This window comes from Parapedomonas caeni, assembly GCF_041060555.1.
Lineage (GTDB): Bacteria > Pseudomonadota > Alphaproteobacteria > Sphingomonadales > Sphingomonadaceae > CAUJIW01.
The window spans coordinates 21272-45886 of the sequence record NZ_JBEUDS010000027.1; the positions used below are offsets into that span (position 1 = coordinate 21272).

At 67.9% G+C, this 24615-nt stretch carries 26 protein-coding genes; 16 read left to right on the forward strand and 10 right to left on the reverse strand.

Annotated features, from left to right (window positions below; translation table 11 throughout):
• Nucleotides 1-30: 30 nt before the first annotated feature.
• The 6 genes from ABU113_RS14750 to ABU113_RS14775 all read right to left on the reverse strand — a co-directional run bounded on the left by ABU113_RS14750 (nt 31) and on the right by ABU113_RS14775 (nt 5468).
• Entirely contained in the window at nt 31-1344 is a 1314-nt protein-coding gene (locus tag ABU113_RS14750) for a replication-associated recombination protein A (protein ID WP_454560263.1), read from the reverse strand.
• An 88-nt stretch (nt 1345-1432) separates the two neighbouring features.
• Nucleotides 1433-1807, reverse strand: a complete 375-nt coding sequence (gene clpS / locus ABU113_RS14755; RefSeq protein WP_454560264.1) for an ATP-dependent Clp protease adapter ClpS — start codon at nt 1805-1807, stop codon at nt 1433-1435.
• A gap of 197 nt (nt 1808-2004) precedes the next feature.
• Nucleotides 2005-2514: a phasin family protein gene (locus tag ABU113_RS14760; protein ID WP_454560265.1), complete on the reverse strand. Its 510-nt coding sequence runs from the start codon at nt 2512-2514 to the stop codon at nt 2005-2007.
• A gap of 152 nt (nt 2515-2666) precedes the next feature.
• On the reverse strand, nt 2667-4046 hold the full coding sequence (pgmG, locus tag ABU113_RS14765) for a phosphoglucomutase/phosphomannomutase PgmG (RefSeq protein WP_454560266.1): 1380 nt from the start codon (nt 4044-4046) through the stop codon (nt 2667-2669).
• An 84-nt stretch (nt 4047-4130) separates the two neighbouring features.
• On the reverse strand, nt 4131-4607 hold the full coding sequence (locus ABU113_RS14770; RefSeq protein WP_454560267.1) for a molecular chaperone DnaJ: 477 nt from the start codon (nt 4605-4607) through the stop codon (nt 4131-4133).
• Nucleotides 4608-4628: 21 nt separating this feature from the next.
• A complete protein-coding gene (locus ABU113_RS14775; protein WP_454560268.1) occupies nt 4629-5468 on the reverse strand; it encodes a division plane positioning ATPase MipZ in 840 nt (279 codons plus the stop codon).
• An 85-nt stretch (nt 5469-5553) separates the two neighbouring features.
• Between ABU113_RS14775 and panC the strand changes: the two genes are divergently transcribed.
• Complete coding sequence (gene panC / locus ABU113_RS14780) at nt 5554-6411, forward strand: pantoate--beta-alanine ligase (protein WP_454560269.1); 858 nt, start codon at nt 5554-5556, stop codon at nt 6409-6411.
• Nucleotides 6412-6587: 176 nt separating this feature from the next.
• Nucleotides 6588-7628: a sensor histidine kinase gene (locus ABU113_RS14785; RefSeq protein WP_454560270.1), complete on the forward strand. Its 1041-nt coding sequence runs from the start codon at nt 6588-6590 to the stop codon at nt 7626-7628.
• Nucleotides 7629-7634: 6 nt separating this feature from the next.
• Here ABU113_RS14785 and ABU113_RS14790 read toward each other — a convergent pair whose 3' ends face one another.
• Nucleotides 7635-7838 (reverse strand): DUF1192 domain-containing protein, encoded by a 204-nt coding sequence (locus ABU113_RS14790; protein ID WP_454560271.1) that lies wholly within the window; start codon nt 7836-7838, stop codon nt 7635-7637.
• Between the two features lie 102 nt (nt 7839-7940).
• Here ABU113_RS14790 and ABU113_RS14795 point away from each other — a divergent pair, with 102 nt between their 5' ends.
• The 3 genes from ABU113_RS14795 (at nt 7941) to ABU113_RS14805 (ending at nt 10307) form a co-directional block, all read left to right on the forward strand.
• Nucleotides 7941-8942: an NAD(P)H-quinone oxidoreductase gene (locus ABU113_RS14795; protein WP_454560272.1), complete on the forward strand. Its 1002-nt coding sequence runs from the start codon at nt 7941-7943 to the stop codon at nt 8940-8942.
• Nucleotides 8939-9556 carry a glutathione S-transferase family protein gene (locus ABU113_RS14800; protein ID WP_454560273.1) on the forward strand — a complete coding sequence of 206 codons (618 nt, stop codon included), beginning with the start codon at nt 8939-8941 and terminating at the stop codon, nt 9554-9556. The genes ABU113_RS14795 and ABU113_RS14800 overlap by 4 nt, the downstream gene beginning before the upstream one ends.
• A gap of 115 nt (nt 9557-9671) precedes the next feature.
• A complete protein-coding gene (locus ABU113_RS14805; RefSeq protein WP_454560274.1) occupies nt 9672-10307 on the forward strand; it encodes a DUF1013 domain-containing protein in 636 nt (211 codons plus the stop codon).
• Nucleotides 10308-10499: 192 nt separating this feature from the next.
• On the opposite strand, the gene ABU113_RS14810 is transcribed toward ABU113_RS14805, so the two are convergent.
• A complete protein-coding gene (locus ABU113_RS14810) occupies nt 10500-10667 on the reverse strand; it encodes a YdcH family protein (RefSeq protein WP_454560275.1) in 168 nt (55 codons plus the stop codon).
• Between the two features lie 292 nt (nt 10668-10959).
• Here ABU113_RS14810 and ABU113_RS14815 point away from each other — a divergent pair, with 292 nt between their 5' ends.
• A complete protein-coding gene (locus ABU113_RS14815) occupies nt 10960-11157 on the forward strand; it encodes a YdcH family protein (RefSeq protein ID WP_454560289.1) in 198 nt (65 codons plus the stop codon).
• Nucleotides 11158-11251: 94 nt separating this feature from the next.
• The gene (locus tag ABU113_RS14820) at nt 11252-13633 is read left to right on the forward strand and encodes an efflux RND transporter permease subunit (RefSeq protein WP_454560276.1); all 2382 of its coding nucleotides are present in this window, start codon (nt 11252-11254) and stop codon (nt 13631-13633) included.
• Here the strand turns inward: ABU113_RS14820 and ABU113_RS14825 are convergent.
• Nucleotides 13611-14105, reverse strand: a complete 495-nt coding sequence (locus tag ABU113_RS14825; protein WP_454560277.1) for a MarR family winged helix-turn-helix transcriptional regulator — start codon at nt 14103-14105, stop codon at nt 13611-13613. The genes ABU113_RS14820 and ABU113_RS14825 overlap by 23 nt on opposite strands.
• 60 nt (nt 14106-14165) lie before the next feature.
• On the opposite strand from ABU113_RS14825, the gene hppD reads away from it, so the two are divergent.
• The 5 genes from hppD (at nt 14166) to ABU113_RS14850 (ending at nt 18604) form a co-directional block, all read left to right on the forward strand.
• On the forward strand, nt 14166-15269 hold the full coding sequence (gene hppD / locus ABU113_RS14830; protein ID WP_454560278.1) for a 4-hydroxyphenylpyruvate dioxygenase: 1104 nt from the start codon (nt 14166-14168) through the stop codon (nt 15267-15269).
• 181 nt (nt 15270-15450) lie between these two features.
• Nucleotides 15451-16023 (forward strand): tetratricopeptide repeat protein, encoded by a 573-nt coding sequence (locus ABU113_RS14835; RefSeq protein WP_454560279.1) that lies wholly within the window; start codon nt 15451-15453, stop codon nt 16021-16023.
• Between the two features lie 171 nt (nt 16024-16194).
• Nucleotides 16195-17139 (forward strand): acetaldehyde dehydrogenase (acetylating), encoded by a 945-nt coding sequence (locus ABU113_RS14840; RefSeq protein ID WP_454560280.1) that lies wholly within the window; start codon nt 16195-16197, stop codon nt 17137-17139.
• Nucleotides 17139-18167 (forward strand): 4-hydroxy-2-oxovalerate aldolase, encoded by a 1029-nt coding sequence (dmpG, locus tag ABU113_RS14845; RefSeq protein WP_454560281.1) that lies wholly within the window; start codon nt 17139-17141, stop codon nt 18165-18167. Before ABU113_RS14840 ends, dmpG begins: the two co-directional genes overlap by 1 nt.
• A gap of 89 nt (nt 18168-18256) precedes the next feature.
• Nucleotides 18257-18604: an ArsC family reductase gene (locus ABU113_RS14850; RefSeq protein ID WP_454560282.1), complete on the forward strand. Its 348-nt coding sequence runs from the start codon at nt 18257-18259 to the stop codon at nt 18602-18604.
• Here the strand turns inward: ABU113_RS14850 and ABU113_RS14855 are convergent.
• Nucleotides 18570-20099 carry an ATP-binding protein gene (locus tag ABU113_RS14855; protein ID WP_454560283.1) on the reverse strand — a complete coding sequence of 510 codons (1530 nt, stop codon included), beginning with the start codon at nt 20097-20099 and terminating at the stop codon, nt 18570-18572. The two genes, ABU113_RS14850 and ABU113_RS14855, sit on opposite strands and share 35 nt — an antisense overlap.
• 433 nt (nt 20100-20532) lie before the next feature.
• Here ABU113_RS14855 and ABU113_RS14860 point away from each other — a divergent pair, with 433 nt between their 5' ends.
• The 4 genes from ABU113_RS14860 to ABU113_RS14875 are packed head-to-tail and all read left to right on the forward strand — an operon-like array spanning nt 20533 to nt 24443.
• Nucleotides 20533-21285 carry a TetR/AcrR family transcriptional regulator gene (locus ABU113_RS14860; protein ID WP_454560284.1) on the forward strand — a complete coding sequence of 251 codons (753 nt, stop codon included), beginning with the start codon at nt 20533-20535 and terminating at the stop codon, nt 21283-21285.
• Nucleotides 21285-21680 (forward strand): c-type cytochrome, encoded by a 396-nt coding sequence (locus ABU113_RS14865; protein ID WP_454560285.1) that lies wholly within the window; start codon nt 21285-21287, stop codon nt 21678-21680. The genes ABU113_RS14860 and ABU113_RS14865 overlap by 1 nt, the downstream gene beginning before the upstream one ends.
• Entirely contained in the window at nt 21677-23086 is a 1410-nt protein-coding gene (locus ABU113_RS14870) for a D-arabinono-1,4-lactone oxidase (RefSeq protein WP_454560286.1), read from the forward strand. The genes ABU113_RS14865 and ABU113_RS14870 overlap by 4 nt, the downstream gene beginning before the upstream one ends.
• Nucleotides 23073-24443 carry an alanine racemase gene (locus tag ABU113_RS14875; protein WP_454560287.1) on the forward strand — a complete coding sequence of 457 codons (1371 nt, stop codon included), beginning with the start codon at nt 23073-23075 and terminating at the stop codon, nt 24441-24443. Before ABU113_RS14870 ends, ABU113_RS14875 begins: the two co-directional genes overlap by 14 nt.
• Nucleotides 24444-24615: the final 172 nt, after the last annotated feature.

A 24615-nucleotide genomic window follows, 5' to 3' on the forward strand; every position in this document is an offset into this window, starting at 1 on the left:
ACCCTATGCCCGGCGCGTTGTTGAGTCGCCTCAACCCTGGCCCCGCTTCTTCGCCCGCAGCCCGGCCCAGTAATCGAGCCGCTTGACGATCTCGCGCTCGAAGCCGCGCTCGACCGGACTGTAGAGCCGCTGCGGGCTCATCTCGCTGGGCCAGTAATTGTCGCCGGAGAAGCCTTCCGCCGTGTCGTGGTCGTAGGTGTAGCCCTCGGCATAGCCCAGGCTCTGCATCAGTTTGGTCGGCGCGTTGACGATGTTCATCGGCGGCATCAGCGAGCCGGTTTCGCGCGCCACCCGCTTGGCGGCCTTTTCCGCCTTGTAGGCGGCGTTGGATTTGGGCGCGGTGGCGAGATAGATCGCCGCCTGCACCACCGCCAGCTCGCCCTCGGGGGAGCCCAGGAAATCATAGGCGTCCTTGGCGGCCAGACACTGCACCAGCGCCTGCGGGTCGGCCAGACCGATGTCCTCGCTGGCGAAGCGCACCAGCCGGCGCAGGATGTACAGCGGGTCCTCCCCGGCCACCAGCATGCGCGCGACATAGTAGAGCGACGCGTCGACGTCCGAGCCGCGCAGCGCCTTGTGCAGCGCCGAGATCAGATTGTAGTGGCCCTCGCGGTCCTTGTCGTACACCGGCACGCGCCGCGCCAGCACGTCGGCGAGCCCGGCCGGCGTCAGTGGCTCCGGCAGATCAAGCGACAGCAGCGTCTCGGCGGCGTTGAGCAGGAAGCGGCCGTCGCCGTCGGCCATGCCGACCAGGGCCGCGCGCGCCTCGGCGTCCAACGGCAGCGCCTTGTCCTCCAGCGCCTCGGCGCGGGCCAGCAGCGCATCGAGTGCGGTGGCGTCGAGCCGGTGCAGCACCAGCACCTGGGCGCGCGACAGCAGCGCCGCGTTCAGTTCGAACGACGGGTTCTCGGTGGTGGCGCCAATCAGCGTCACCGTGCCGTCCTCGACATAGGGCAGGAAGCCGTCCTGCTGCGAGCGGTTGAAGCGGTGGATCTCGTCCACGAACAGCAGCGTGCCCTGCCCCTGGGCCGCGCGCAGCCGCGCCTGCTCGAACGCTTTCTTGAGGTCGGCGACGCCGGAGAAAACGGCGGACAGCTGGACGTAATGCAGCCCCACCCGATCAGCCAGCAGGCGGGCGATGGTGGTCTTGCCGGTGCCCGGCGGCCCCCACAGGATCAGGCTCGGCAGCTTGGCCGCCGCCAGCATCCGGGTCAGCGAGCCGGTGGGGCCGGTGAGATGCTCCTGACCCACCACATCCTCGATGCGGGTGGGGCGCAGCCGCTCGGCCAGCGGTTGGCGGTCGGCCCGGACGGCGGGCGCATCGGCGGCGAACAGATCAGACATGCGCCATCATAGCCGGGCGGGGTCGGGCAGGAAAAGAGGCGTGCGCGGTGCTTGCCTGCGCGGACGGCCCCTCAGGCCTTCTCCCCCCTCAGGCTTTCTCCAGCGTGCATTGCAGCGGGTGCTGGTGCTTGCGCGCGAAGTCGACCACCTGGTTGACCTTGGTCTCGGCCACTTCGTAGGTGAAGATGCCGCACACGCCGACACCGCGCTGATGCACGTGCATCATCACCCGGGTGGCGTCCTCGACGGTCATGCGGAAGAAGCGCTGCAGCACGTGGACGACGAACTCCATCGGCGTGTAGTCGTCGTTGAGCATCAGCACCTTGTACATCGACGGCTTGCGGGTACGCGTGCGCGTCTGGGTGACGACACCGGTGCCACTGCCGCCCCCGTCGCCATGATCGTGATCCCCGTCCGGGCCAAGCCGGATGCGGGAACTGCCGTGTGCCTGCCAGTCAGTCATGGATGCTCAGATAAGCCCTGTCCGGTAAAGCGCAAGTTGATGCCGATGGAAACGGGATCATAGTCCAGCCCCGGGCGGGGCGCAAAGGGCGCGCGGCACCTGAACGGCGAGGCCCCGAAACGACGGGATCCCGAAACGACGACAGGGCCGGACAACCGTCCGACCCTGTCGTGTGTGTTCGCGGTGAGAACGCGCGCTTACTTCGCGGCGGTCTTGGTCACCTTTTCAAGCGCGATCGCCATACGGGTCGACAGCGGCTCGAAGATGTCGCTCATCACCTTGAAGCCCAGCTCGGTGGCCTTGGAGGTTTCCGCCACGAAGGCGTCGTAGTGCGACTTCAGGCTGGCGTTCTGGATTTCCATGAACTCCTTGGCGTTCTTCGCCGCGGTCAGCGACTTGGCGGTCGCCTGGGCGTCGGCCAGGGCTTTCTTGGAGTAGTCGGCGGCAACCTTCGAGAGCTCCTCGACGGCCTTGGCGGCAGCCTGGCCGGAGGCCACGACGGCCTCGACGTTGCCCTTCTGGAAGGTGGAGAATTCGTCGAACGCCTTCATGGCCTCGTCCATCTGCTTCTTGGACATCTCGACGGCCTTCTCGAAATTCTTGGTGGCGGTCTCGGTGCCGGCCTTCACGGCCTGCTCCAGACGCTCCTTGCCCGCTTCCATTGCCTTCTCGACCGCTTCGGTCGGCGTCTTCGTCTTGGTGCTCATCTCGGTCCTCCGAAACGTTGTCGTCTCATGGGGGTGGGTGTGTCGTCTTGGGTACGCGACTACAACATTTTTGCTGCGGTGCAACATAACGGTCCGGCACCGTTGAGTCAACGGGCCATTTTGCAATGCAGCATAAAGGTTGCGGCCGTATGTCAGTGGCCGACGGAAACCGCCTCCACCCCCACCGCCGCCAGCTCGGCGTTGAGCGCCGCCATCAACCGCGCCAGTGCCGCCGCGTCGTGCGCCTCGGCACGCGCGACCAGCACGTCCTGGGTGTTGGAGGCGCGCAGCAACCACCAGCCGTCGGCGGTGTTGACCCGCGCGCCATCGGTCTCGTTGACCTCGGCGCCGGCGGCCTTCAGCCGGGCCAGCACCTCGCGGATCACCGGGAACTTGCGTTCCTCGGAGCAGGGGAAGCGCAGCTCCGGGGTGTTGACCATCGCCGGCATCGCCTCTTTGAGCGCGGTCAGGCTGCCGCCGAGATGGCTGACGGCCTGGATCAGGCGGACGGCGGCGTACAGCGCGTCATCGAAGCCGTAGTAGCGGTGGGCGAAGAAGATGTGACCGCTCATCTCGCCAGCCAGCGGGCTGCCGGTCTCCTTCATCTTGGCCTTGATCAGCGAGTGGCCGGTCTTCCACATCAGCGGCGCCCCGCCCAGCGCCGCCACCCGGTCGAACAGCGCCTGGCTGGCCTTGACGTCGGCGATGATGGTGGCGCCCGGCACCGCCTTCAGCACATCCTCGGCCAGCACCGACAGCAGCTGGTCGCCCCAGACGACGCGGCCCTGGCCGTCGATGGCGCCGATGCGGTCGCCGTCGCCGTCGAAGGCCAGACCGAAGTCGAGCCCCTGGGTCGCCACCGCCGCGCGCAGCTGTTCGAGATTGGCCTCGACCGTCGGGTCCGGGTGGTGGGCCGGGAAGGTGCCATCGATGACCGTGTTGAGCAGTACGTGCCGGCCCGGCAGGCGGGCGGCGAGCTTCTCGACCACCCGGCCGGCGGCGCCGTTGCCGGCGTCCCAGGCGATGTTGAAGGCGCGGCCGTCGAAGCCGTCGAGCAACCGCTCGACATAGCGGTCCTCGATATCCACCGACTCGACGCGGCCGGCACCGCTCTCCCAGTCAGCCGTGGCTGCCATGGTGCCAAGCCCGGTGATGTCGGCGCCATAGAAGGGGCCGTGGCCCAGCATCATCTTGAAGCCGTTATAGTCGGGCGGGTTGTGCGAGCCCGTCACCATCACCCCGCCATCGGCCGCCAGCGCGTGGACGGCGAAATAGAGCATCGGCGTCGGCCCCAGCCCGACCCGCAGCACGGTGCAGCCGGTGGCCGCCAGCCCCTCGACCAGCGCCGCCTCCAGCATCGGCGACGACAGTCGGCCATCGTAGCCCACCGCCACCCGCGTGCCGCCGGCGCGGCGGACCCGGGTGCCGAAGCCGCGCCCGAGTGCCCGGGCGTCGTCGGCGGAAAGCGTCTGGCCGACAATGCCGCGCACGTCATATTCGCGCAGCGAGGTGGGGTGGAACTGATGGGTCATGGTTGTCCTCTCGGTCCTCGGGTCTTCGGCATCTGGCTCTCGGCCATCGGTCGCGCCGCCATCGAGCTTTCGGCCGCCGGGAGATCACCCCCCCAGATGCGCCAGCAGCACGTCGCGTGCCTGGTTGATCCTGGTGGCCAGATAGTCGGTGCCACCATGGTCGGGGTGGGCCAGCCGCATCAGCCGCCTGTGCGCCGCCAGTACCGCCTCTTTGTTGGCATCCGGTTTAAGGCCAAGCACTTCATAGGCCTCGGCCACCGCAATGGTGCCGCTGGCGCGGGCCGCGCCGCCACCCCCCGGCCGCCGCCCGGCACCGCGAATGCGGTCGAGCACGCCCTTGACCCAGCGGTAGCGGCCATAGAGCGCCAGCGCGCTTGAACCCAGCGCAATGGCGCCGGCCAGCCTGCCGGTGACCAGCAGCCACAGGCCGACGGCGAGGCACAGCCCCGCCAGCGCCAGCAGGCCGAATTGCCGGATTTCCCGGGGCGAGGCGTCACTGCCCCAGCGCCCCAGCGCCCACAGCAAGGCCAGCACGACGACGCCCAGAAGCAGCCAGATCATCGCCCGCCGGCCCCGGTGACGTCAGGCGACGGCAGCGCTGGGCACGTCGGCGGCGGGCGCCCGCCGCTCGTCGAGCATCGGCAGCTTGAGACCAGCCACCAGGTCACGCACCTCCTGGCGCGCCGCGACCTGGCTCAGCGTCAGCCCGCCCTCGGCGGCGGCGGCCTGGCGCAGATCGAGCAGCGTCAGCCCCTTGGGGAACAGCTCGCGGAAGATCACGCGCTCCGACAGGCCCGGCACGACGCGGAAACCGATGCGCTTGGCCAGCTCGTCCAGCGCCGAGCCGACCCGGCGCATGTTGCGCGCTTCCAGATGCGACAGGCGGGTGCGCAGCACCACCCAGTCGATCGAGCCGCCATCGCGCTTCATGCGCTGCTTGCGGCACTGCCACACCAGCTCGCTGTAGAAGCTCGGCCGCTGCACCTTGTGCGAATCGGGGTCGATGGTGCCCAGCAGGTCGAAGTCGATGAAGCTGTCATTGAGCGGGGTGATCAGCGTATCGGCCTGGGCGTGGGCGGCACGCGACAGCACGCTGTCGCGGCCCGGACAGTCGATGACGATGGCATCCTTGGTGGTCCGCCAGGCCTCCAGCTGGGCGGCAAGTCGCGCCTCGTCCTCCTCAGGCGTACGATCGTCGATGGTCACCGTTTCCGGCTCCAGCAGCGCCAGGCCGTGACGACGCACGTAGGCGGCACGGTTCTCCAGATAGCGGCCAAGGCTGCGTTGACGACCGTCGAGGTCGATGGCGCCCACGGTCAGGCCGGCATGCAGCAAGGCCACGGCGATATGGACGGCGGTGGTGGACTTTCCCGACCCGCCCTTCTCGTTGCCGAGAACGATGATGTGCGCCTGGCGTGCCATGTGGCCTGTGCCCCCTATCAATCGGCTTGATTTGCTCCCCGTTAATGCCGAGAGGGGGGGGCAGAAGTCAATCGTGGGACGAACCATGACCCAATCACTTGCCATCGTGCGCACCCCGGAGGCCCTGACCGAGCAGGTGGACGCCTGGCGGCGCGCCGGGAAGCGGATCGCCCTGGTGCCGACCATGGGCGCACTGCACGAGGGGCATCTTTCGCTGGTGCGGCTGGCGCGCGCCCACGCCGACGTGGTGGTGGCCAGCGTGTTCGTGAACCCCAAGCAGTTCGGCCCCACCGAGGATCTCGACCGCTATCCGCGACAGGAAGCCCGCGACGCCGAACTGCTGGCCTCGGTGGGCTGCGACCTGCTGTTCGCGCCCACCGTCGAGGCGATGTATCCGCAAGGCTTCGCCACCACCGTCAGCGTCACCGGCGTCAGCGAGGGCCTGTGTGGCGGTGCCCGGCCGGGCCACTTCGATGGCGTGGCGACCGTGGTCGCCAAACTGCTGATCGCCGCCCGCCCCCATGTCGCGGTGTTCGGCGAGAAGGATTACCAGCAGCTCCAGGTGATCCGGCGGCTGAACGCCGACCTCAACATCGGCGTCGACATCCTCGGCGCGCCGATCGTGCGCGAGGCGGACGGGCTCGCCATGTCATCGCGCAACGCCTATCTCAGCACCACCGACCGCGCCATCGCCGCCTGCCTGCCGCAGGTGATGGCCGCCGTGCGCGACCGGCTGGAAGCCGGCGCGCCGGTGGCGGATGCCCTGGCGGCGGGCACGGCCGCGCTGCTGGCGGCCGGGGTCTCGTCGGTCGACTATCTGGAACTGCGCGACGCCCGCTCGCTGGCCCCGCTGGAGCAACTGTCCGGGGCGGCCCGCCTGCTGGTGGCGGCGCGCGTCGGCGCCACCCGGCTGATCGACAACATGGCCGTTACGCCTCGGTAACCTGTTGCGATTGAACGATGAATCGCGCACGCCTGGGATGCGCGGTTACCATTTGTTAATCTTTCTTGCCGATTCTCGAAGGGGACGCTGAATACACCAAAGGGGGGCAGCGTGGAGCAACCGGGCCGCATTGAAAGTCGAACGGTAGGACAATGGACCTGTCGATTGGACATGTTATGCAGCCGCTCGACGGCTCTGCACCGCCCGCGGGCACGCCCGCGACAGGCGGCCGCCCCTGCCTGCCGGCGGATACCCCGCTCGACCAGCTGCTGAACCGCCCCGACTTCGACCACCTGCTGGAGACCGGCCTCTGGGTGACCGAAGAGGGCACGGCCATCGGTCAGCTGACCGCCGCCACCCTGGTTCAGGCACTGGCCCGCCAGGCCCGTACCGCCGCCGGGGAGCGCGACACCGCCCGCCGGGTGCTGGCGCGGATGCAGCAGGAACGGGCGATGCTGATCGCCAACCTGAGCCACGAGCTGCGCACCCCGCTCAATGCCATCGTCGGCTATTCCGACCTCATCCGCTCGGCCGTGCTGGGGCGGATCGAGCCGCCGCTCTATGGCGACTATGTGGACGCCATCCACGACTCCGGCCTGCACCTGGTGTCGCTGCTCGACGCCATCCTCGACCTGTCGAAGATCCAGGCCAACGAAATGCAGCTGCAGGAAGGGCCGGTGAGCGTGGTCATGGCCATGCATGTGGTGACCCGCATCCTGCGTGCCATTGCCCGCAACCGCGACGTCCGGCTGGAGTGCCGCGTTCCCAGCGACCTGCCGCTGCTCAATGCCGATGAGCGGATTGTCCGCCAGTTGCTGCTCAACCTGGTGGGCAACGCCATCAAGTTCACCCGGCCGGGTACCGAGGTCACGCTGTCGGCGCGGATCACCAGTCGCGGCGCCATGCGCATCGAGGTCCGCGACCGCGGCCCCGGCATCGCCCCGGAGCAGATCGCGGTGGTGCTGCAACCGTTCAAGCAGCTCACCGACGGCCCCGCCGGCAGCGCCGGTGGCGGCCTGCGCGGCACCGGACTCGGCCTGCCGCTGGTCAAGGCGCTGACCGAGCTGCACGATGGCCAGTTCCGCCTGATCTCCCGGCCGGGACGCGGCACCCGCGCGGTCATCACCATGCCGTCGGCCCGCGTGCTGGGCGCCAAGCCGCACGATGCCCAGGGCGAGTTCCGCTTCACCCGGGCGACGCAGGATCTCTATCTGTAACCGGGATTATTTCCGGAACAGGGCGTCGGCGACCTGACGGAAGGCGCCGGCGGCGGCCAGTTTGCCGCGGCAGCGCGCGATCTCCGCCTCCAGGAGGGTGATGCGTTCCTCCAGTTCATCGCGCGACAGCGGATCGAGATCCTGACGCATCAGCTCGACCAGCGGGTCGCCCGGCCGGCGCCGTGGCAGCAACTCATCGACGTCCATCATCGGTCTCCCGTTCGCACAATCTCGCTCTTCGGTCAGGCTATAGGTTGACCGGCGACTCCCGACTGTCAATATCGGTACCGGGAAAGCAGACGAGGGGACAGCATGACATTGCCGGGCGACATGCGGGCGGTCGAGATCACCGATGGCCAGTTGCGATTGACGACACGACCGCTGCCAGAGCCGAAGGCCGATGAAGTGCTGATCCGCGTGGCCGCCGCGGGCGTCAACCGGCCGGATGTGATGCAGCGGCTCGGACGCTATCCGCCGCCGCCCGGCGCCTCGGACCTGCCGGGGCTGGAGGTTTCCGGGACCATCGTCGCCACCGGCGCCGACGTCACCCGCTGGCGGATCGGCGACACCGTGTGTGCGCTGCTCGCCGGCGGCGGCTATGCCGAATACGCCACCACCCCCGACGGCCAGTGCCTGCCCGTACCGGCCGGCGTTTCGATGGTCGACGCCGCCAGCCTGCCGGAGACCTACTTCACCGTCTGGTCCAACCTGTTCGAGCGCGCCTATGTCTGCGAGGGCGAGACGGTACTGGTGCATGGCGGCACCAGCGGCATCGGCGTCACCGCCATCCAGTTGTGCCGTGCCTTCGGAATCCGCATTCTTGTCACCTGCGGCAGCGACGCCAAGTGCCGAGCGGCCACCGCCCTGGGCGCGGAGGCGATCAACTACAACAGCGAGGATTTCGTCGAGCGGGTCAAGGCGCTGACCGAAGGCAAGGGCGTCGACGTGGTGCTCGACATGGTCGGCGGCAGCTATGTGGCCCGCAACCTGTCGCTGCTGGCGGAATCCGGCCGGCACGTGTCGATCGCCATCCAGGGCGGCAACAAGGCCGAAATCAACATCTTCGACATCATGCGCAAGCGGCTGCTGATCACCGGCTCGACGCTGCGGGCCCGTTCGACCGCGTTCAAGAGCGCGCTGGCGCTCAGCCTGGAACGAGAGGTATGGCCGCTGTTCGCCACCGGCGAACTGACCCCGGTCATCGACTCCCGCTTGCCGCTGGCCGCCGCCGGGCAGGCCCACGCCCGCATGGAAGCCGGCGCGCACGTCGGCAAGATACTGCTGGAGATCGCCCCTCGGGAGATCCTGCCATGACCATGACGCTGCACGAGTTCGCCCCCTCGGGCAACTGCTATAAGATCCGTCTGATCGCCGCCCTCACCGGACGTACGCTGAACCGCCGCCACTATGACATCCTGAACGGCGAGACCCGCACCCCGGCCTTCCTGCGCGAGATCAACGCCAACGGCCGCATTCCGGTGCTGGAACTGGAGGACGGACGCAAACTGCCGGAGTCCAACGCCGCGCTGTTCTATCTGGCCCAGGGGTCACCCTACTGGCCCGCCGATGCCTGGACCCAGGCGCGGGTGTTGCAGTGGCTGTTCTTCGAGCAGTACAGCCATGAACCCAACATCGCCACGCCGCGCTTCTGGCTGGCCCATGTCGGCGCCGACAATCTCTCCGACCTGCAGCGCGCGCTGCTGCCGGGCAAGATGGCGCAGGGCCATGCCGCGCTGCAACTGATGGAGGACGCGCTGACGGCCACGCCGTGGCTGGTGGACTCGATTCCGACCATCGCCGACATCGCGCTCTACGCCTATACCCACGTCGCGCCGGACGCCGGCTTCGACCTCGATCGCTATCCGCATATCCAGGCCTGGCTGGCGCGGGTCGAGCGCCTGCCCGGTTACCAGCCGATGACCGTCTGATCGCCCCCCCCTAGCATCCATTTGACGCGCGGCGCCGACGGCGCTACGAGATGAACGCTTGAACCGGCCGCCCGTTAGGGCGGCCGTCGCTATTTTTGCGGGGAAGGAGACACCCATGGCTCAGCCGCTGATGCCGCACGCGACCGCCGTCTGGCTTGTCGAGAACACGGCGCTGACGTTCCAGCAGATCGCCGACTTCTGCGGCCTGCATGTGCTCGAAGTGCAGGCGATCGCCGATGAAACCGCCTCCACCCGCTATATTCCCCGCGACCCCATCCGCGCCGGTGAACTCACCGAGGCCGAAATCGAGCGCGGCCAGAAGGATCCCGCCGTCCGGTTGCAGATGTCGGACGTGCCGGAGCAGCAGAAGCGTACCAAGGGGCCGCGTTACACGCCGGTCTCCAAGCGCCAGGACAAGCCGGACGGCGTCGCCTGGCTGCTGCGCTATCATCCGGAGCTGTCCGACGGCCAGATCTCCAAACTGATCGGCACCACCAAGTCGACCATCGCCGCCATCCGCGATCGTTCGCACTGGAATATCCAGAACATCAAGACGCAGGATCCGGTGGCGCTCGGCCTGTGCTCGCAGCGTGAACTCGACGCCCTCGTCCAGAAGGCGGCGAAGAAACGCGGCGAAACGCCGGAGCCAGTAGCGCTGGACGAAGAGTCGGCCAGCCTGATCGAGGAACTCAAGCGCGAGCGCGCCCAGCGCGAAGCGGCGGGCGACGCCGAAGACGACAGCGCGGCCTGAGGCGGCGGGCGACAATCGCCCGGCCCGCACGACCATCATCCGCCCGGGGCCGCCGGCAGAACTCGCCTGCCGGTCCCGACACCGGACACGCCGCGAATGGCGACAGGCAGGCCGCCATCCGCGCGTGTTCACGCACGGACCATCAGGTCCGGGCAGTCAGACCACGGAAGATGGAAAGGGCGCGACAGCCACTCAGGCGGTGCGGCCGAGCTCCTCCTTCAGTCGGAGCTTTTCCCTTTTCAGCTGGGCGATGACCATCGAGTCGGGGAGAGGTCGCTGGCTTTCCTTGAGGATCAGTTCGTCGATCTGCGAGTGCTTTGCGGCCAGCGCTGCGACATATCCCTTGGTGGAAACGGCCATCGGCTCCTCCTTACGCTCAGGGTTGGGCTGATAATCACAACATAGAAACGCCGGCTTGTCACGGCCATCGTGGCGTTATGTCTCAGGCTCCACCCGCAGCCGTTTCCAGAAGCCAAATATTGATGGTGAACCCGCCGTTCACCCGGATATGTTGGGATCCATGACGGCTGCCAGCAGCCCGGTGTGGTATCGCGTGGCGTCCGGTCGTCACGACTCGGGGTCGGGCGTACCAATGACGATCGGGCTGTGCTAGAGACACGCAGGCAATGAGTAACGGGGCCCGATGGTGGAAATCGACCAGCAGGAAATCGCCGCACGGCTGAGTGCCCTGATCGAGGAGCACCGCGATCTTGACGCGGCCATCGAGGCCCTTAGCGGCCAGCCAAGCGCCGATCAGCTGCAGATCCAGCGACTGAAGAAGCGCAAGCTCCGGCTGCGGGACGAGATCGGCCTGCTGCAGGACATGCTGGTGCCCGACATCATCGCCTGACGACCGTCGCCGACCGGCCGAGCGCACGCCCTCGTTGCACCGCCGTCACCAGACCTTAGCGCTTTCTAAACCACGCCAGGGCTAGGGTTGATCCATGCTGGATCGCCTTTTTGCCCGTCTCGACACCCTGGCCTGCTGGACCGAGAAGCTGGTTCTGGCACACCCCAGGCGTGTCCTCGCCGTCGGCCTGTTGCTCGCCCTGGTCGCCAGCCTCGGCCTGCTGCGCATCGGCTTCGCCAACGATTACAGGGTATTCTTCGAGCCCACCGACCCCCAGCGGGTCCAGAACGAACAGCAGGAAGCGAGCTTCACCCGGTCCGACACCGTGAACCTGGTGCTGCACGCCACGCGCGGCGACATGCTGACCCGCGAGCGCCTCGCCGCCATCGAGTCGCTGACCGATGCCGCCTGGCGCCTGCCGGGCGCGACGCGGGTCGACTCGCTGACCAATCATCAGCACAGCTACGCCGTCGGGGACGACCTGATGGTCGAGCCGCTGGTGACGCAGGCGGCCGGCTTGTCGGCCGAGGCGCTGGCGCGGGTGCGCGCCATCGCGCTCGCTGAACCGGCGGTGCAGGGCCGGCTGCTGTCGAAGAACGGGACGACCGCCCAGGTCGTCGTGACGGTCAACCTGGCGCAAAACGATACCCGGGCGCTGGAGGCCATCGCCGATGCCACCGCCGCGCTGAAGGCCGACTTCGCGGCCCGCCACCCCGACCTGACGGTTGCCACCACCGGCGTGGTGCTGCTCTCCCACAGCTTCTACGGCGTGACCCAGAGCGATCTGGCCCGGCTGGTGCCGGTGATGGTTGTATTCCTGTTCATCGCCATCGGCCTGTTCTTCCGCTCCTGGACCGCCGCCGCCGCCACCATCGCCGTGCTCGGCCTGTCGGTGGCGACCACCATGGGCATTGCCGGCTGGCTCGGCTTCTCGCTGTCACCGGCCTCGGGCCAGGTGCCGGTGATCATCCTCACCATCGCGACCGCCGAGGCCATCCACCTGATCGGCGTCAGCCATGGGCTGCGCAAGAAAGGGCTGTCTCCGCTGGAAGCGGTGCGCGGCTCCATCCGCACCAACCATGCGCCGATCGCGCTCACCACCTTCACCGACGTGCTGGGCTTCCTGTGCTTCAATTTCTCGGACACGCCGCCGTTTCGCGACCTCGGCAACATGGCGGCGTTCGGGGCGGTCGTCGCCTACGGCTTCTCGGTGTGGTTCCTGCCGGCCCTGCTGGCGGTGTTCCCGATCCGGGTCCACGACAAGCTGGCCGAGAAGGAGCACAGCGTCGAGAAGCTGGCCGACTGGTCGATGCGGCACCGCGCACTGGTGCTGACCGGCTTCGCCGCGCTCGGGCTGGGTCTGGGCATGCTGGCGCCGAAGCTGGAGACCCGCGACAATTTCATCGAATGGCTGTCGCCGTCCCACTCGTTCCGCACCGACGCCGAGTTCATCAACCGCCACCTGCCCGGTATCTACACGCTGAGCTACGGCCTGCCCTCTGGCGAGGAAGGCGGCATCGCCGAGCCGGCCTATCTGCGCCATGTGGCGGCCTTCACCAGCTGGCTGGAACGCCAGCCGGAAGTCGCCGACGTCGGCTCGATCGTCGACGTGATGAAGCGGCTCAACCGCAACATGCACGGCGACGACCCCGCCTATTACCGGCTGCCGGAAAATCGTGAACTCGCCGCGCAGTATCTCGTGCTCTACGAAATGAACCTGGCCCAGGGCCAGGACCTCGCCAACCAGCTGACCATGGACAAGGCCTCCAGTCGGGTGATGGTGGCGATGAAGAACGTCACCTCGGAGCAGATGGTGGCGCTGAAGGAACGCGCCGACGCCTGGCTCAAGGCCAACGCACCGGCGGTGATGCAGACGCCGGGCACCGGCACCTCGCTGATGTTCGCCTACCTGACCCAGGAGAACACCCACTCGATGGTTGGCGGCACGCTGATGTCGTTCCTGCTGATCGGCCTGTGTACCGCGCTCGCCCTGCGTTCGCTGAAGCTTGGCCTGGTGAGCCTGGTGCCCAGCATCCTGCCGGTGGTGATGGCGTTCGGGGCCTGGCAGCTGATCGAGGGTGCCCAGGGCCTCTATGCCGCGTTCGTGACCTCCTGCGCGCTGGGTCTGACGGTCGACTCCGTCACCCACTTCATGATGACCTTCAGCCGACAGCGGCGCGCGACCGGCGGCGACACCCGGCAGGCGGTGCTGCGCACCTTCCAGGCGGTGGGCATGGAGCTGTGGGTGGCCTCGACGGTGCTGGTGGTCGGCTTCCTGATCCTGACCTTCAGCGACTTCGCGGTGATCGCCAAGCTTGGTCAGATGGTGGCGATCATCTTCGTCTTCGCGGTGGCAACCACCTTCCTGATGCTGCCGGCGTTGATGAGCCTGCTGGGCGGCGGCAAATCCGATGGCGCTGCCCACCCGGTCGACGCGCCGGACGGCCCGGCGGTCACTCGCCTGCCGGCGGAATGACCGGCGCCGCGAGATCGCCGGCGGCGGCGGTGAGCCGGGTCAGCATCCGATCAATCGCGTCCCGGTCCGCCGGCGACAGGGTGGCGAGCAACCGCTCCTCGACGCTGCGGGCCAGCGGCACCACCTGACGATAGATTGCATGGCCCCGCGCCGACAGTGACAGGCGTTGCCGGCGCGCGTCGCGCGGGTCACCCTCGACGGTCACCCGCCCCATGTCGACCAGCCGCTTGACCGCGCGGCTGATCGCCACCTTGTCCATGGCGGTGGTCTCGACGATTTCCGACGCCGTGCGACCGGGAAAGCGGCCCAGCACCGCCATCACCCGCCATTCCGGCAGCTTCAAGTCGAAACGGTCCTCATAGAGCTGCGCCACCGCCCGGCTGACGGTGTTGGACAGCACCGACAGCCGATAGGGCAGGAAGCGCTCCAGCTGCAGGGGTTCGATCTCGCAGGTCGTCTTGTCGCTTGCCATTAGTTTCATTTGTAACTATAATCCGCTTCCATACACTAACCATTCCAGGAACACCTGACCATGGCCGCTGCCGCCGCACATGTGCTTGAACCGCTTGGTGTCGAGAACCCGATGGGTACCGATGGCTTCGAGTTCGTCGAGTATGCCGCGCCCGACCCGCAGTTGCTGCGCGCCCTGTTCGACCAGCTGGGCTTCCCCGTGGTCGCCCGCCACCGCTCGAAGGACGTGACGCTGCACAAGCAGGGCGACATTCACTTCATCATCAACGCCGAGCCGGACAGCTTCGCCCAGGCGTTCGCCCGCGTGCATGGCCCGTGCGTGTGCGCGATGGCGTTCCGCGTTCGCAACGCGGCCGATGCCTTTGAACGCGCGGTTGGCCTCGGCGCCCAGCCGGTGCGCGAAGCGGTACGGCCGATGGAACTCAACATCCCGGCGATCGAGGGCATCGGCGGCAGCCGCATCTACCTCGTCGATCGCTATGGCGACCGCAACATCTACGACGTCGACTTCGTGTTCGAGCCGGACTGGCAGGCCCGCATGGCCGCCGCCGACGCCGGCCTGAAACTGGTCGACCATCTCACCCACAACGTCCATCGCGGCCACATGGACCACTGGGCGGGCTTCTACGAGAAGCTCTTCAATTTCCGCGAGATCCGCTACTTCGACATCGAGGGCAAGCTGACCGGGCTGGTCAGCCGGGCGATGACCAGCCCGTGCGGCAAAATCCGCATCCCGATCAACGAGAGCCAGGACGACAAGAGCCAGATCGAGGAATATCTGCGCGCCTACCATGGCGAGGGCATCCAGCATATCGCCCTGCTCACCGACGACATCTACAAGACCGTCGACGTGCTGGCGGCGCGCGGCGTGCCGTTCCAGGACACGCTGGATGCCTATTACGACCAGGTGGACGCGCGCGTGCCCGGCCACGGCGAGCCGCTACCGGCGCTGCGCGAGCGGCGCATCCTCATCGATGGCGCGCCAACCGACGGCCAGGGCCTGCTGCTGCAGATCTTCACCCAGAACGTGATTGGCCCGATCTTCTTCGAGATCATCCAGCGCAAGGGCAACGAAGGCTTCGGCGAGGGCAATTTCAAGGCACTGTTCGAGTCGATCGAACTCGACCAGATCCGCCGCGGCGTTCTCGGCGACAACGCGGAATAGCCCGCCCGGGTGACGGTGCCGCCGGCAGCGGCCGCCCGGCATCGCGGCCGGGCGCGCCCGCGCGCGCCGATGCAAGGACCGGCGCAAAGCCTGATGTCATATTTCTGAAATAATGCTATTCTTCGGGCTGGCCGAAGACTGGCTGGACATGCGCCCGCCCGCACGGCCGGGGAGAAGCGTCATGAATCGGATAATGACCCGCATCGGGGCCGCGGCCCTGTGTCTTGGCATCGCCGGCACCGCCCATGCCGCCACCAACATCATTGGCGGCGGCGATGCCGAAAACTGTTACGAAGCCGCCAAGCTGCCCCAGCCGGGCGCCATTGCTCTCGCTCCCTGCAATCGCGCGCTCGCCGAGGAATCGCTCACTCAGCGCGACCGGGCGGCGACGCTGGTCAATCGTGGCATCATCCGCATGCGTCTGGGCCAGTTCGATGACGCCATCAAGGATTACCGCGCCGCCATCAGGCTGCAATCCGATCTCGGCGACAGCTATATCAACCTTGCCCTCGCCCTCGTCCACACCAGGCAGGAAGAAGCGGCACTGGCGGCGTTGAACCGGGGCCTGAGCCTCAATCCGTCCAACGCATCCGTCGGCTACTACACCCGTGGCACGGTCCATGAACTGCTGGGCAATGTCCCGGCGGCCTTCGCCGACTATCAGCGGGCCGCCGAGCTGGCGCCGGACTGGGCGGAGCCGCGCGCGCAGCTGTCGCGCTTCCGCATCATCTCCCGACCGCGCATGACCGCCTGATACCCCGCCACAATGGGGAGGGGTGGCCGCCGCGCGCGACCGCCGCTCTCAATCATTAAGAAAAATCACCGCCGCCAATTTGACTTGAAACTGACCGGAACACCAAGGTGACCCCCGGATACACCGGCGTGGCGACCTCGTCACGCGCTTTGGACGGACACGGGTCACGGCATGACAACAGGCAAGGTCAAGGTAGCGATCATCGGCTCGGGCAATATCGGCACCGACCTGATGATCAAGATCATGCGCACCTCCGACGTGCTGGAGATGGGCGCCATGGTCGGCGTCGATCCCAATTCCGATGGTCTGGCGCGGGCCCAGCGGCTGGGCGTCGCCATCACCCATGAGGGCATCGACGGCCTGCAGCAACTCGCTGTCTGGCCGGAGATCGGCATCGTCTTCGACGCCACCTCGGCCAACGCCCACAAACGGCATTCGGAAATCTGCCAGGCCGCCGGCAAGGTGATCGTCGACCTGACGCCCGCCGCCATCGGCCCCTACGTCATTCCGGTCGTCAACGGCGAGGACCATCTGGACGCGCCCAACGTCAACATGGTGACCTGCGGCGGCCAGGCGACGATCCCCATCGTCGCCGCCATCAGCCGGGTCGCCAAGGTGCATTACGCCGAGATCGTCGCCTCGATCTCCTCGAAGTCCGCCGGCCCCGGCACCCGCGCCAACATCGACGAGTTCACCGAAACAACGTCGAAGGGTATCGAGGTGGTCGGTGGCGCCGCCAAGGGCAAGGCGATCATCATCCTCAACCCGGCCGAGCCGCCGATGATCATGCGCGATACCGTGTTCGCGCTGTCCTCGGGCGCGGACGAGGCCGCCATCGAGGCCTCCGTCGAGGCGATGGTCGCCCAGGTGCAGCAGTATGTGCCCGGTTACCGGCTGAAGCAGAAGGTGCAGTTCGAGCGTTTCGGCTCCAACAACCCGGTGCGCATTCCGGGGCTGGGCAGCTTCGAGGGCATCAAGACCAGCGTGTTCCTCGAAGTCGAGGGCGCGGCGCATTATCTGCCGAAATACGCCGGCAACCTCGACATCATGACCTCCGCCGGCATGGCGACCGCCGAGCGGATCGCCAAGCGCAAATTCCTGAAGAGTGCCGCCTGATGACCCGTCTCGACCCCACCCAGACCAAGCTCTACATCCAGGACGTGACGCTGCGCGACGGCATGCACGCCATCCGCCATCAATATGGCCTCGACCATGTCCGTGCCATCGCCAAGGCGCTGGACGAGGCGCGCGTCGATGCCATCGAGATCGCCCATGGCGACGGCCTCAACGGCTCCAGCTTCAACTACGGCTTCGGCGCCCACACCGACTGGGAGTGGATCGAGGCGGTCGCCGACGTGGTGAAGCACGCGCGCCTGACCACCCTGCTGCTGCCGGGCATCGGCACCGTCGAGGAACTCAAGCACGCCCACAGCCTCGGCGTCACCTCGGTGCGCATCGCCACCCACTGCACCGAGGCGGACGTCGCCAGGCAGCATATCGAGGCGGCCCGCAACCTCGGCATGGACACCGTCGGCTTCCTGATGATGAGCCACATGATCGAGCCGGACGCGCTGGCCCAGCAAGCCAAGCTGATGGAAAGCTACGGCGCCACCTGCGTCTATGTCACCGACTCCGGCGGCGCCATGGACATGGACGGCTACCGCGCCCGCCTGGAGGCCTATGACCGGGTGCTGAAGCCGGAAACCGAACGCGGCGTGCACGCCCACCACAATCTCAGCCTCGGCGTCGCCAACTCGATGGTGGCGGTGCAGGGCGGCGCCATCCGCGTCGACGCCAGCCTGGCCGGCATGGGCGCCGGTGCCGGCAACGCGCCGCTGGAGGTGTTCATCGCCGCCGCCGACCGCAAGGGCTGGAACCATGGCTGCGACCTCTACAAGCTGATGGACGCGGCGGAGGAACTGGTGCGCCCGCTGCAGGACCGGCCGGTGCGCGTCGACCGCGAGACGCTCAGCCTCGGCTATGCCGGCGTCTATTCCAGCTTCCTGCGGCACGCCGAAAAGGCGGCGGGCGACTATGGCCTCGACACCCGGCAGATCCTCGTCGAGCTGGGCAAACGCAAGATGGTCGGCGGTCAGGAGGACATGATCGTCGACGTGGCGCTGGACCTCAGCCGCGCCGGCTGAGGCCGCGGACCAGCCCCTCCCCGCTTCCCTCCGGCGTGATCGGACGATAGAGCTTGCCCGGTCCGACACCCGCGCCGAGGAGAGACGGCATGACGATCACGCTTTATGGCATCAAGGCCTGCGACACCATGAAGAAGGCACGCGTCTGGCTCGACCATCATGGCGTCGCCTATGCCTTTCATGATTACAAGCAGACGGGCATCGACGCCGCGCGGGTCCGTGCCTGGTGCGAGGAACTGGGCTGGGAGACGGTACTTAACCGCGCCGGCACCACGTTCCGCAACCTGGCTGAAAGCGACAAGCGCGATCTTGATATCGACAAGGCGGTGGCGTTGATGGTGGCCCAGCCGTCGATGATCAAACGCCCGATCCTCGACACCGGCAGCCAGCGCATCGCCGGCTTCAAGCCGGAAATCTATGCAGCGCGGCTGGGGTGACGCGGGCCGGCAGCAGCAGACTGACCGAGGTGCCCGCGCCGGGTGTGGACTCCAGCTCGACCTGACCGCCCGACATGCGCGCGAAGGCATGGACCATCGAGAGGCCAAGCCCGCTCGCGTTCTCCCGCGTGGTGAAGAACGGCTCGATCGCGCGCCGCGCCACATCAGGCGCCATGCCGCGACCGGTATCGTTGACGCGAACGCACACATAGTCACCCGGCGCGACACCAAGCCGGGCCGCCCGTGCTTCCTCCACCCGTACCCGATCGGTCCTGATCGTCAACGTGCCGCCGGTGGGCATGGCATCGCGAGCGTTGACCACCAGACTGACCACCGCGTTCTGCAACTGGCCGGGGTCGGTGCGACCGAGTTCGCAACCGGGGGCGCAAGCCAGGCGCAGCTCGATACTGGCGGGCAGGATGCGGCGCAGCAGGTCGGCCGCTGATTCCACCAGCCGGGCGGCATCGGCCGGTGCCGGTGTCATGGCCTCCTCCCGCGCGAACGACAGCAGACTGCGGGTGAGTGACGCGCCCTGATAGGCGGCACGAAGGGCCGTTTCCGTCAGCGGGCGCGCCCGCTGGGTGTCCCCCAGATGATCCTGTAACGTCTCGATACTGTCGCTGATGATCGACAGCAGATTGTTGAAATCGAACGCGATGCCGCTGGCGAGCTTGCCCAGGGCCTCCATGCGTCCGGCAAGCTGGCGGTACTGTTCCGACGCGGCGCGATCGGTGACGTCGACGGCCGTACCGACAATCATGTCGATGCGCTGGTCACGGCCTCGCAGCGGCGCGAACATCAGGTCGAGGTGGCGCACACTGCCACCGATCAGCGCCGTCACGGCGATGCGCACGGCCTGACCGGCAGCGGCCAGCGCCATCGCCTCGATGATCTTGCGACGCTCCTGCGGATCATGGCTCCAGGCCGCCAGATCGGGCAGCCGGACGGCCTTCAGGGCACCTTCGCTGAGGCTGGAGACATCAAGGACCGCGCGGTTGAGCAGCAGCGCCTGGCCATCCGGCGTGAACAGCCCGACGAAGGCGGACATGGTATCGAGAATGGAGCGCAGAGAGTCGCTCGCGACATCCGGCGGCGTCGCCGCCTGCGGCTCCAGCAACCGCAACGAGGCCAGCAACAGCTGATGCCGGCCGTGAGGCACGACCGAGACACCCACCGCCACCGGCCGGGTCTCGCCACCGGCCGCCCGGGCGAGCGTAACCGTGTGCACGGCACCCGCCTCCTGCAACGGTGAACACAGATGCCGCCGGGCCTCGGGCAGCACCACGTCCACCGGACGGCCCACCAGTTCGGTCAGCTGATGGCCCAGTCGGATGCACAGCTGGCGATTGGCGAACAGGATGCGCGCCTCGACATCGGTCAGCAGCATGGGGTCCGGCGCATGATCGAGCATCTGCCGCCAGGGCAGCGATCCGACATCGAGCAGCGACGCGTCGGCGTTCCCGACGGTGGCGGGCGGGATCAACGGCGGCGCCATAGCCACGCCGCCCGCCCCGGCCTTCGACGGTCCGGGGGCACCAGGGCCGGTCGGTTCGGCTGCGCCACTCATGTCAGAACACTGCTGTCTTGGCTCCCATATCCCCGTAGTTAATGGAACATGTGACGCATTTCTAATGTAAAAAAAGCCGCACCGGCTCCTGTGGCGCCGGCAATAGCGATCACAGCGAGAATACGCCTTGGTGCCGGCGCCCGGCCTGCCGGGGTCATCGCGCCTGGCCACGATCGAATGAGCGCTGTCCTGCCCTGTCAGGTCGATGAACACGGCACGGCCACACGAGGTCGCCGCACAACGGACCGAGGCCGGGCGACCAGGGAGCCAAGCTCGAAAAATTTCGCTCCGATGATGTCTTGATCTTTCATGGCGCCGCGAATCGGTCCATTATTCAAAAATATTCGATATTGGAGCCCTCATGGCGTCGCCTGTCCTGCCCGCGTCACACCGTGCCCTGCCCAAGGCACCCCGGCGCCGCAACGCGGCGGAACGGGTCGATCTCATTCTCGACGCCACTGAACGCTACCTGCTGGAGCAGGGCCTCGACGGCATCGGCCTGCCGGCCATCGCGCGGACGGCGGGGCTGCCGGCCGCCAGCCTCTACCACCTGTTCCCGTCGACCGAGGCGGCTCTGGTCGGGCTGCTGCGGCGCTACAATGCCCTGATGGACCGGGAGTTCAACGCCCTGGCCGTGCGGATCGAGGCGCCGACCTGGCAGGAGTGGATCCGCCAGCTGTTTGCCGCCGGGCGGGATTTCTATCGCCGCCATCCGGCGCACGCGCTGCTGGTGTTCCGGGCACTGGGTTTTGGCGGGCTGCGCCGGGCCGACGATGGCCACATCATGGAACAGGGCCGGGCGATGGCCGCCGAGCTGGACCGGCGGTTCCTGCTGCCGCCGGTCGCGCGGCTGGACGAACGCCTCGCCATCGCCATCGCGCTGTCAGACCGGGTATGGGCGTTTGATCCCGCGCCGGCGAGCGCAACAGGGCCCGCGCCAGAGGGCGCGACCGGCCCCGCGTGTGATGGCGTGATCAGCGACGCCACCTTCGAGGAATCCCAGCGCGCCGTCCTGTCCTACCTTGGCAACTATCTGCCGCCCGTGCTCGAACGGCGCCCCGCCGACACGTCGGCCATGCCGCCGGCCTCCTCCATCGCGACGAGGGCAAGTTGATGACCCGACACCTGTATCCCGTGCTGCTGCTCTCGCTGCTGACACCGCTCGCCGGCTGTGACGGCGCGTCGTCAACGCCTGCGGAATCGCCCCGGAAGATCGCCGCGCGCGCCGCCACCCTGACCCCCGCCGAACCCCGGCTGGCCGCGCTCTACGAAACATCCTGCCGGGCCTGCCATGCCAGCGCCGAGGCCGGCGCCCCGCTTACCGGCGACACGCGCGCCTGGGCGCCGCGCTGGGACAAGGGCATGCCGATACTGGTCGAGCATACCATCAGCGGCTTCAACGGCATGCCGGCCGGTGGCCAGTGTTTCTCGTGCGAGCCGGCGGATTACGAGGCGTTGATCCGCTTTCTTGCCGGCCACGGTCCGGCACGGGAGGGGACTCCGTCATGATCTCGCGGCGCACGCTGTTCCTCGCGCTCGGCGCCACGGCACTGGCCGGTGGCGGGGCCTATCTCCACCAGGCGCTGCGAGAGGCGCCGGAGCCGCCATCACCGCCGGCGCGGGACGAGAACGGACATCTGCTGTGGCGCAACTGGTCGGGCAGCGCCCACGCCTACCCGGCCGCCCGCGCGGCGCCGGCCTCGGAGGACGAACTCGCCGCGTTGATGCGCACCGCCCAGGGGCCGATCCGCGTCGTTGGCGCCGGGCACAGTTTCATGCCGCTGGTGCCGACCGACGGCACGCTGGTGACGCTCGACCGGCTGGCCGGCCTGGTCCACCACGACGCCGCGACACATCAGGCAACGGTGCGCGCCGGCACCCGGCTGGGCGACCTCGGACCGGCGCTGGCCGCGATCGGGCAGGAAATGCCCAACCTGCCGGACATCAACAAGCAAGCGCTGGGCGGCGCGCTGGCGACGGCAACCCATGGCACCGGCCTCGATGTCCAGGCCCTGCACGGTAGTGTCACCGCCATGCGGCTGGTAACGGCGCGCGGTGACATCCTCGACATCGACGCCACCCGCCAGCCCGACCTGTTCGCGGCGGCGCGCGTCGGGCTTGGGGCCTTCGGCGTTGTCACCCAGGTGACGCTGCGCAACAGCGCGCTCACACGGGTGCACAAGCGCACGACGATCCTGCCGCTGGAACAGGTGATGGCACAATGGCCGCGCCTCTATGGCGCCCACCGCAACGCCGAGTTCTTCGCCCTGCCCTTCACCGGTTATGCCGCGGTGGTGACGGTGGACGAAACCGACCGGCCCGTGCAGCCGCGCGGCCCCGACAGGGACACCGAGACGCTGATGGACCTCAAGCGACTGCGGGATCTGTTTCACCTGTCGACGCCGGTGCGCAAGCGCGTCGCCCGCGCGCTGATGGCGGATATCCCGCCTGAAGAGGCGGTCGACGAGGGCTGGAAGCTCTTGTCCAACGAACGGCCGGTGCGCTTCCACGAGATGGAGTTTCATCTGCCGATCGAGGTCCAGATGGCGGCCCTGCGCGACATCGTCGGCACTATCGAGACCCACCGGCCGGACGTGTTCTTCCCCATCGAGGCACGGATCATCAAGGCCGACGATGCCTGGCTGTCGCCGTTCAACGGCCGCACCTGCGGCTCACTGGCGGTACACGCCTATTACAAGGACGACTACCGCTTCCTGTTCGAGCTGATCGAGCCGATCTTCCGCCGCTATGGTGGCCGGCCGCACTGGGGCAAGCTCAACACGCTGACCGCGACGGATTTCGCCGGCCTCTATCCGCGCTGGAACGACGCGATGGCGCTGCGCCAGGCGCTCGATCCCGACGGCCGGTTGCTCAACACTTACCTCAAGTCGGTGCTGCAGCATGGCCAACCCTGATCGCCCGGCGCCGGATGGCGCATCTGAGCGCCCCGCGCCGGATGGCGCATCTGATCGCCCCGCGCCGGATGGCGCATCGCAAAAATCCGCGCGACGCTGGAGCCGGCGGGCCGTCGTCGCCGGTGGCGGTCTGCTGGCGCTGGGCGGCGCCGGCCTGGTGGCGCGCCCCGGCGTGCGCGGCGGACCGCATGACGCCTATTTCAGCCGGCTGAGTGCGGCATTGCATCGCGCCGGCGTCGCCCGGCCGGTGCTGGTGGTGGACACCACCCGGCTGGCGCGCAACATCACGGCGGTGCGCCAGACGCTTGCCGGCACCGGCCTCAACCTGCGCCTGGTGGTGAAATCCCTGCCTGTGCCCGCGCTGCTGGAGACCATCGCCGACGGCACCGGCACCCGGCGGATGATGGTGTTCAACGGCCCGATGCTGCAGGATGTTGCGCAGCATTGGCCGGATGCCGATGTGCTGCTGGGCAAGCCCCTGCCGGTGGACGCGGCCCGCGCCTTTCTGGCCGCGACCGGAGATCCGGCAGCACCGGCGGCCAACCCGCAATGGCTGATCGACACCCCGGCGCGGCTGGCGCAATATGCGGCGCTGGCGCGCGGCCTCGGCCGGCCGCTGCGGGTGAATTTCGAGATCGACGTTGGCCTGCATCGCGGTGGCATCGCCAGTCCGGCGGCACTGGCGGCGATGGTCGACGCCGCGCGGGAGGAGTCGATGCTCAGCATCGCCGGGCTGATGGGGTACGATCCGCATGTGCCGAAGATGCCGAACCCCGACAGCGCCTTCAAGGACAGCCAGGCGGCCTATGCCGAGGCGATCGCCGTGTTGCGCGAACGCCTGGGCGGCTCACCGGAGCGCTGGACGCTCAATGGCGCCGGCAGCCCGACCTATGCCCTGCACGCGCGCGGCAGCGTCGTGAACGACGTGGCGGTCGGCTCGGGCTTCGTCAAGCCGGGCGACTTCGACCTCGACACCCTGCGCCATCATGTGCCGGCGGCCTTTATCGCCACGCCGGTGCTCAAGGCGACCGGCCCCACCCGATTCCCCGGGCTGGAACCGCTGGGCGGCCTGCTGCGCTGGCTCGATCCCAACAGTGCGCGCGCCTTCTTCATCCACGGCGGCCACTGGCTGGCGACGCCGGTGTCCCCGCCGGGCCTGCAATACAACAGCCTGTTCGGCCGTTCGAGCAATCAGGAAATGCTCACCGGCTCGGCGCGGGTCACGTTGCGGCCTGACGATTATGTCTTTCTGCGGCCGTCGCAGAGCGAGGCCCTGTTCTTCCAGTTCGGACCGCTGGTCACCTATGATGGGCGGGAGATCGCCGGCCGCTGGGAAACGTTCTCGGTCTCCGCCTGAGGCCCGGCGTCTCCGCGCCCTATGGCGGTGCTGGTAGCGGGGGCGTGACCTGCCATGGAACTTTCATCCAGCCCTGACTAGAGCCTCGGCGGTTTTGGTTATGCCTTTCGGCGCCTTGTTTGCAATGGGGTCAGGCATGCCTGACCCCATTGCAAAAGTCGTTTTGGCGTAG

What these genes read in the sequence shown, in the direction of transcription:
- ABU113_RS14750 (WP_454560263.1), bottom strand. Translation starts at nt 1,344, where the DNA reads ATGTCTGATCTGTTCGCCGCCGATGCGCCCGCCGTCCGGGCCGACCGC.
- clpS (WP_454560264.1), bottom strand. Translation starts at nt 1,807, where the DNA reads ATGACTGACTGGCAGGCACACGGCAGTTCCCGCATCCGGCTTGGCCCG.
- ABU113_RS14760 (WP_454560265.1), bottom strand. Translation starts at nt 2,514, where the DNA reads ATGAGCACCAAGACGAAGACGCCGACCGAAGCGGTCGAGAAGGCAATG.
- pgmG (WP_454560266.1), bottom strand. Translation starts at nt 4,046, where the DNA reads ATGACCCATCAGTTCCACCCCACCTCGCTGCGCGAATATGACGTGCGC.
- ABU113_RS14770 (WP_454560267.1), bottom strand. Translation starts at nt 4,607, where the DNA reads ATGATCTGGCTGCTTCTGGGCGTCGTCGTGCTGGCCTTGCTGTGGGCG.
- ABU113_RS14775 (WP_454560268.1), bottom strand. Translation starts at nt 5,468, where the DNA reads ATGGCACGCCAGGCGCACATCATCGTTCTCGGCAACGAGAAGGGCGGG.
- panC (WP_454560269.1), top strand. Translation starts at nt 5,554, where the DNA reads ATGACCCAATCACTTGCCATCGTGCGCACCCCGGAGGCCCTGACCGAG.
- ABU113_RS14785 (WP_454560270.1), top strand. Translation starts at nt 6,588, where the DNA reads ATGCAGCCGCTCGACGGCTCTGCACCGCCCGCGGGCACGCCCGCGACA.
- ABU113_RS14790 (WP_454560271.1), bottom strand. Translation starts at nt 7,838, where the DNA reads ATGATGGACGTCGATGAGTTGCTGCCACGGCGCCGGCCGGGCGACCCG.
- ABU113_RS14795 (WP_454560272.1), top strand. Translation starts at nt 7,941, where the DNA reads ATGACATTGCCGGGCGACATGCGGGCGGTCGAGATCACCGATGGCCAG.
- ABU113_RS14800 (WP_454560273.1), top strand. Translation starts at nt 8,939, where the DNA reads ATGACCATGACGCTGCACGAGTTCGCCCCCTCGGGCAACTGCTATAAG.
- ABU113_RS14805 (WP_454560274.1), top strand. Translation starts at nt 9,672, where the DNA reads ATGGCTCAGCCGCTGATGCCGCACGCGACCGCCGTCTGGCTTGTCGAG.
- ABU113_RS14810 (WP_454560275.1), bottom strand. Translation starts at nt 10,667, where the DNA reads ATGGCCGTTTCCACCAAGGGATATGTCGCAGCGCTGGCCGCAAAGCAC.
- ABU113_RS14820 (WP_454560276.1), top strand. Translation starts at nt 11,252, where the DNA reads ATGCTGGATCGCCTTTTTGCCCGTCTCGACACCCTGGCCTGCTGGACC.
- ABU113_RS14825 (WP_454560277.1), bottom strand. Translation starts at nt 14,105, where the DNA reads ATGGCAAGCGACAAGACGACCTGCGAGATCGAACCCCTGCAGCTGGAG.
- hppD (WP_454560278.1), top strand. Translation starts at nt 14,166, where the DNA reads ATGGCCGCTGCCGCCGCACATGTGCTTGAACCGCTTGGTGTCGAGAAC.
- ABU113_RS14835 (WP_454560279.1), top strand. Translation starts at nt 15,451, where the DNA reads ATGAATCGGATAATGACCCGCATCGGGGCCGCGGCCCTGTGTCTTGGC.
- ABU113_RS14840 (WP_454560280.1), top strand. Translation starts at nt 16,195, where the DNA reads ATGACAACAGGCAAGGTCAAGGTAGCGATCATCGGCTCGGGCAATATC.
- dmpG (WP_454560281.1), top strand. Translation starts at nt 17,139, where the DNA reads ATGACCCGTCTCGACCCCACCCAGACCAAGCTCTACATCCAGGACGTG.
- ABU113_RS14850 (WP_454560282.1), top strand. Translation starts at nt 18,257, where the DNA reads ATGACGATCACGCTTTATGGCATCAAGGCCTGCGACACCATGAAGAAG.
- ABU113_RS14855 (WP_454560283.1), bottom strand. Translation starts at nt 20,099, where the DNA reads ATGGCGCCGCCGTTGATCCCGCCCGCCACCGTCGGGAACGCCGACGCG.
- ABU113_RS14860 (WP_454560284.1), top strand. Translation starts at nt 20,533, where the DNA reads ATGGCGTCGCCTGTCCTGCCCGCGTCACACCGTGCCCTGCCCAAGGCA.
- ABU113_RS14865 (WP_454560285.1), top strand. Translation starts at nt 21,285, where the DNA reads ATGACCCGACACCTGTATCCCGTGCTGCTGCTCTCGCTGCTGACACCG.
- ABU113_RS14870 (WP_454560286.1), top strand. Translation starts at nt 21,677, where the DNA reads ATGATCTCGCGGCGCACGCTGTTCCTCGCGCTCGGCGCCACGGCACTG.
- ABU113_RS14875 (WP_454560287.1), top strand. Translation starts at nt 23,073, where the DNA reads ATGGCCAACCCTGATCGCCCGGCGCCGGATGGCGCATCTGAGCGCCCC.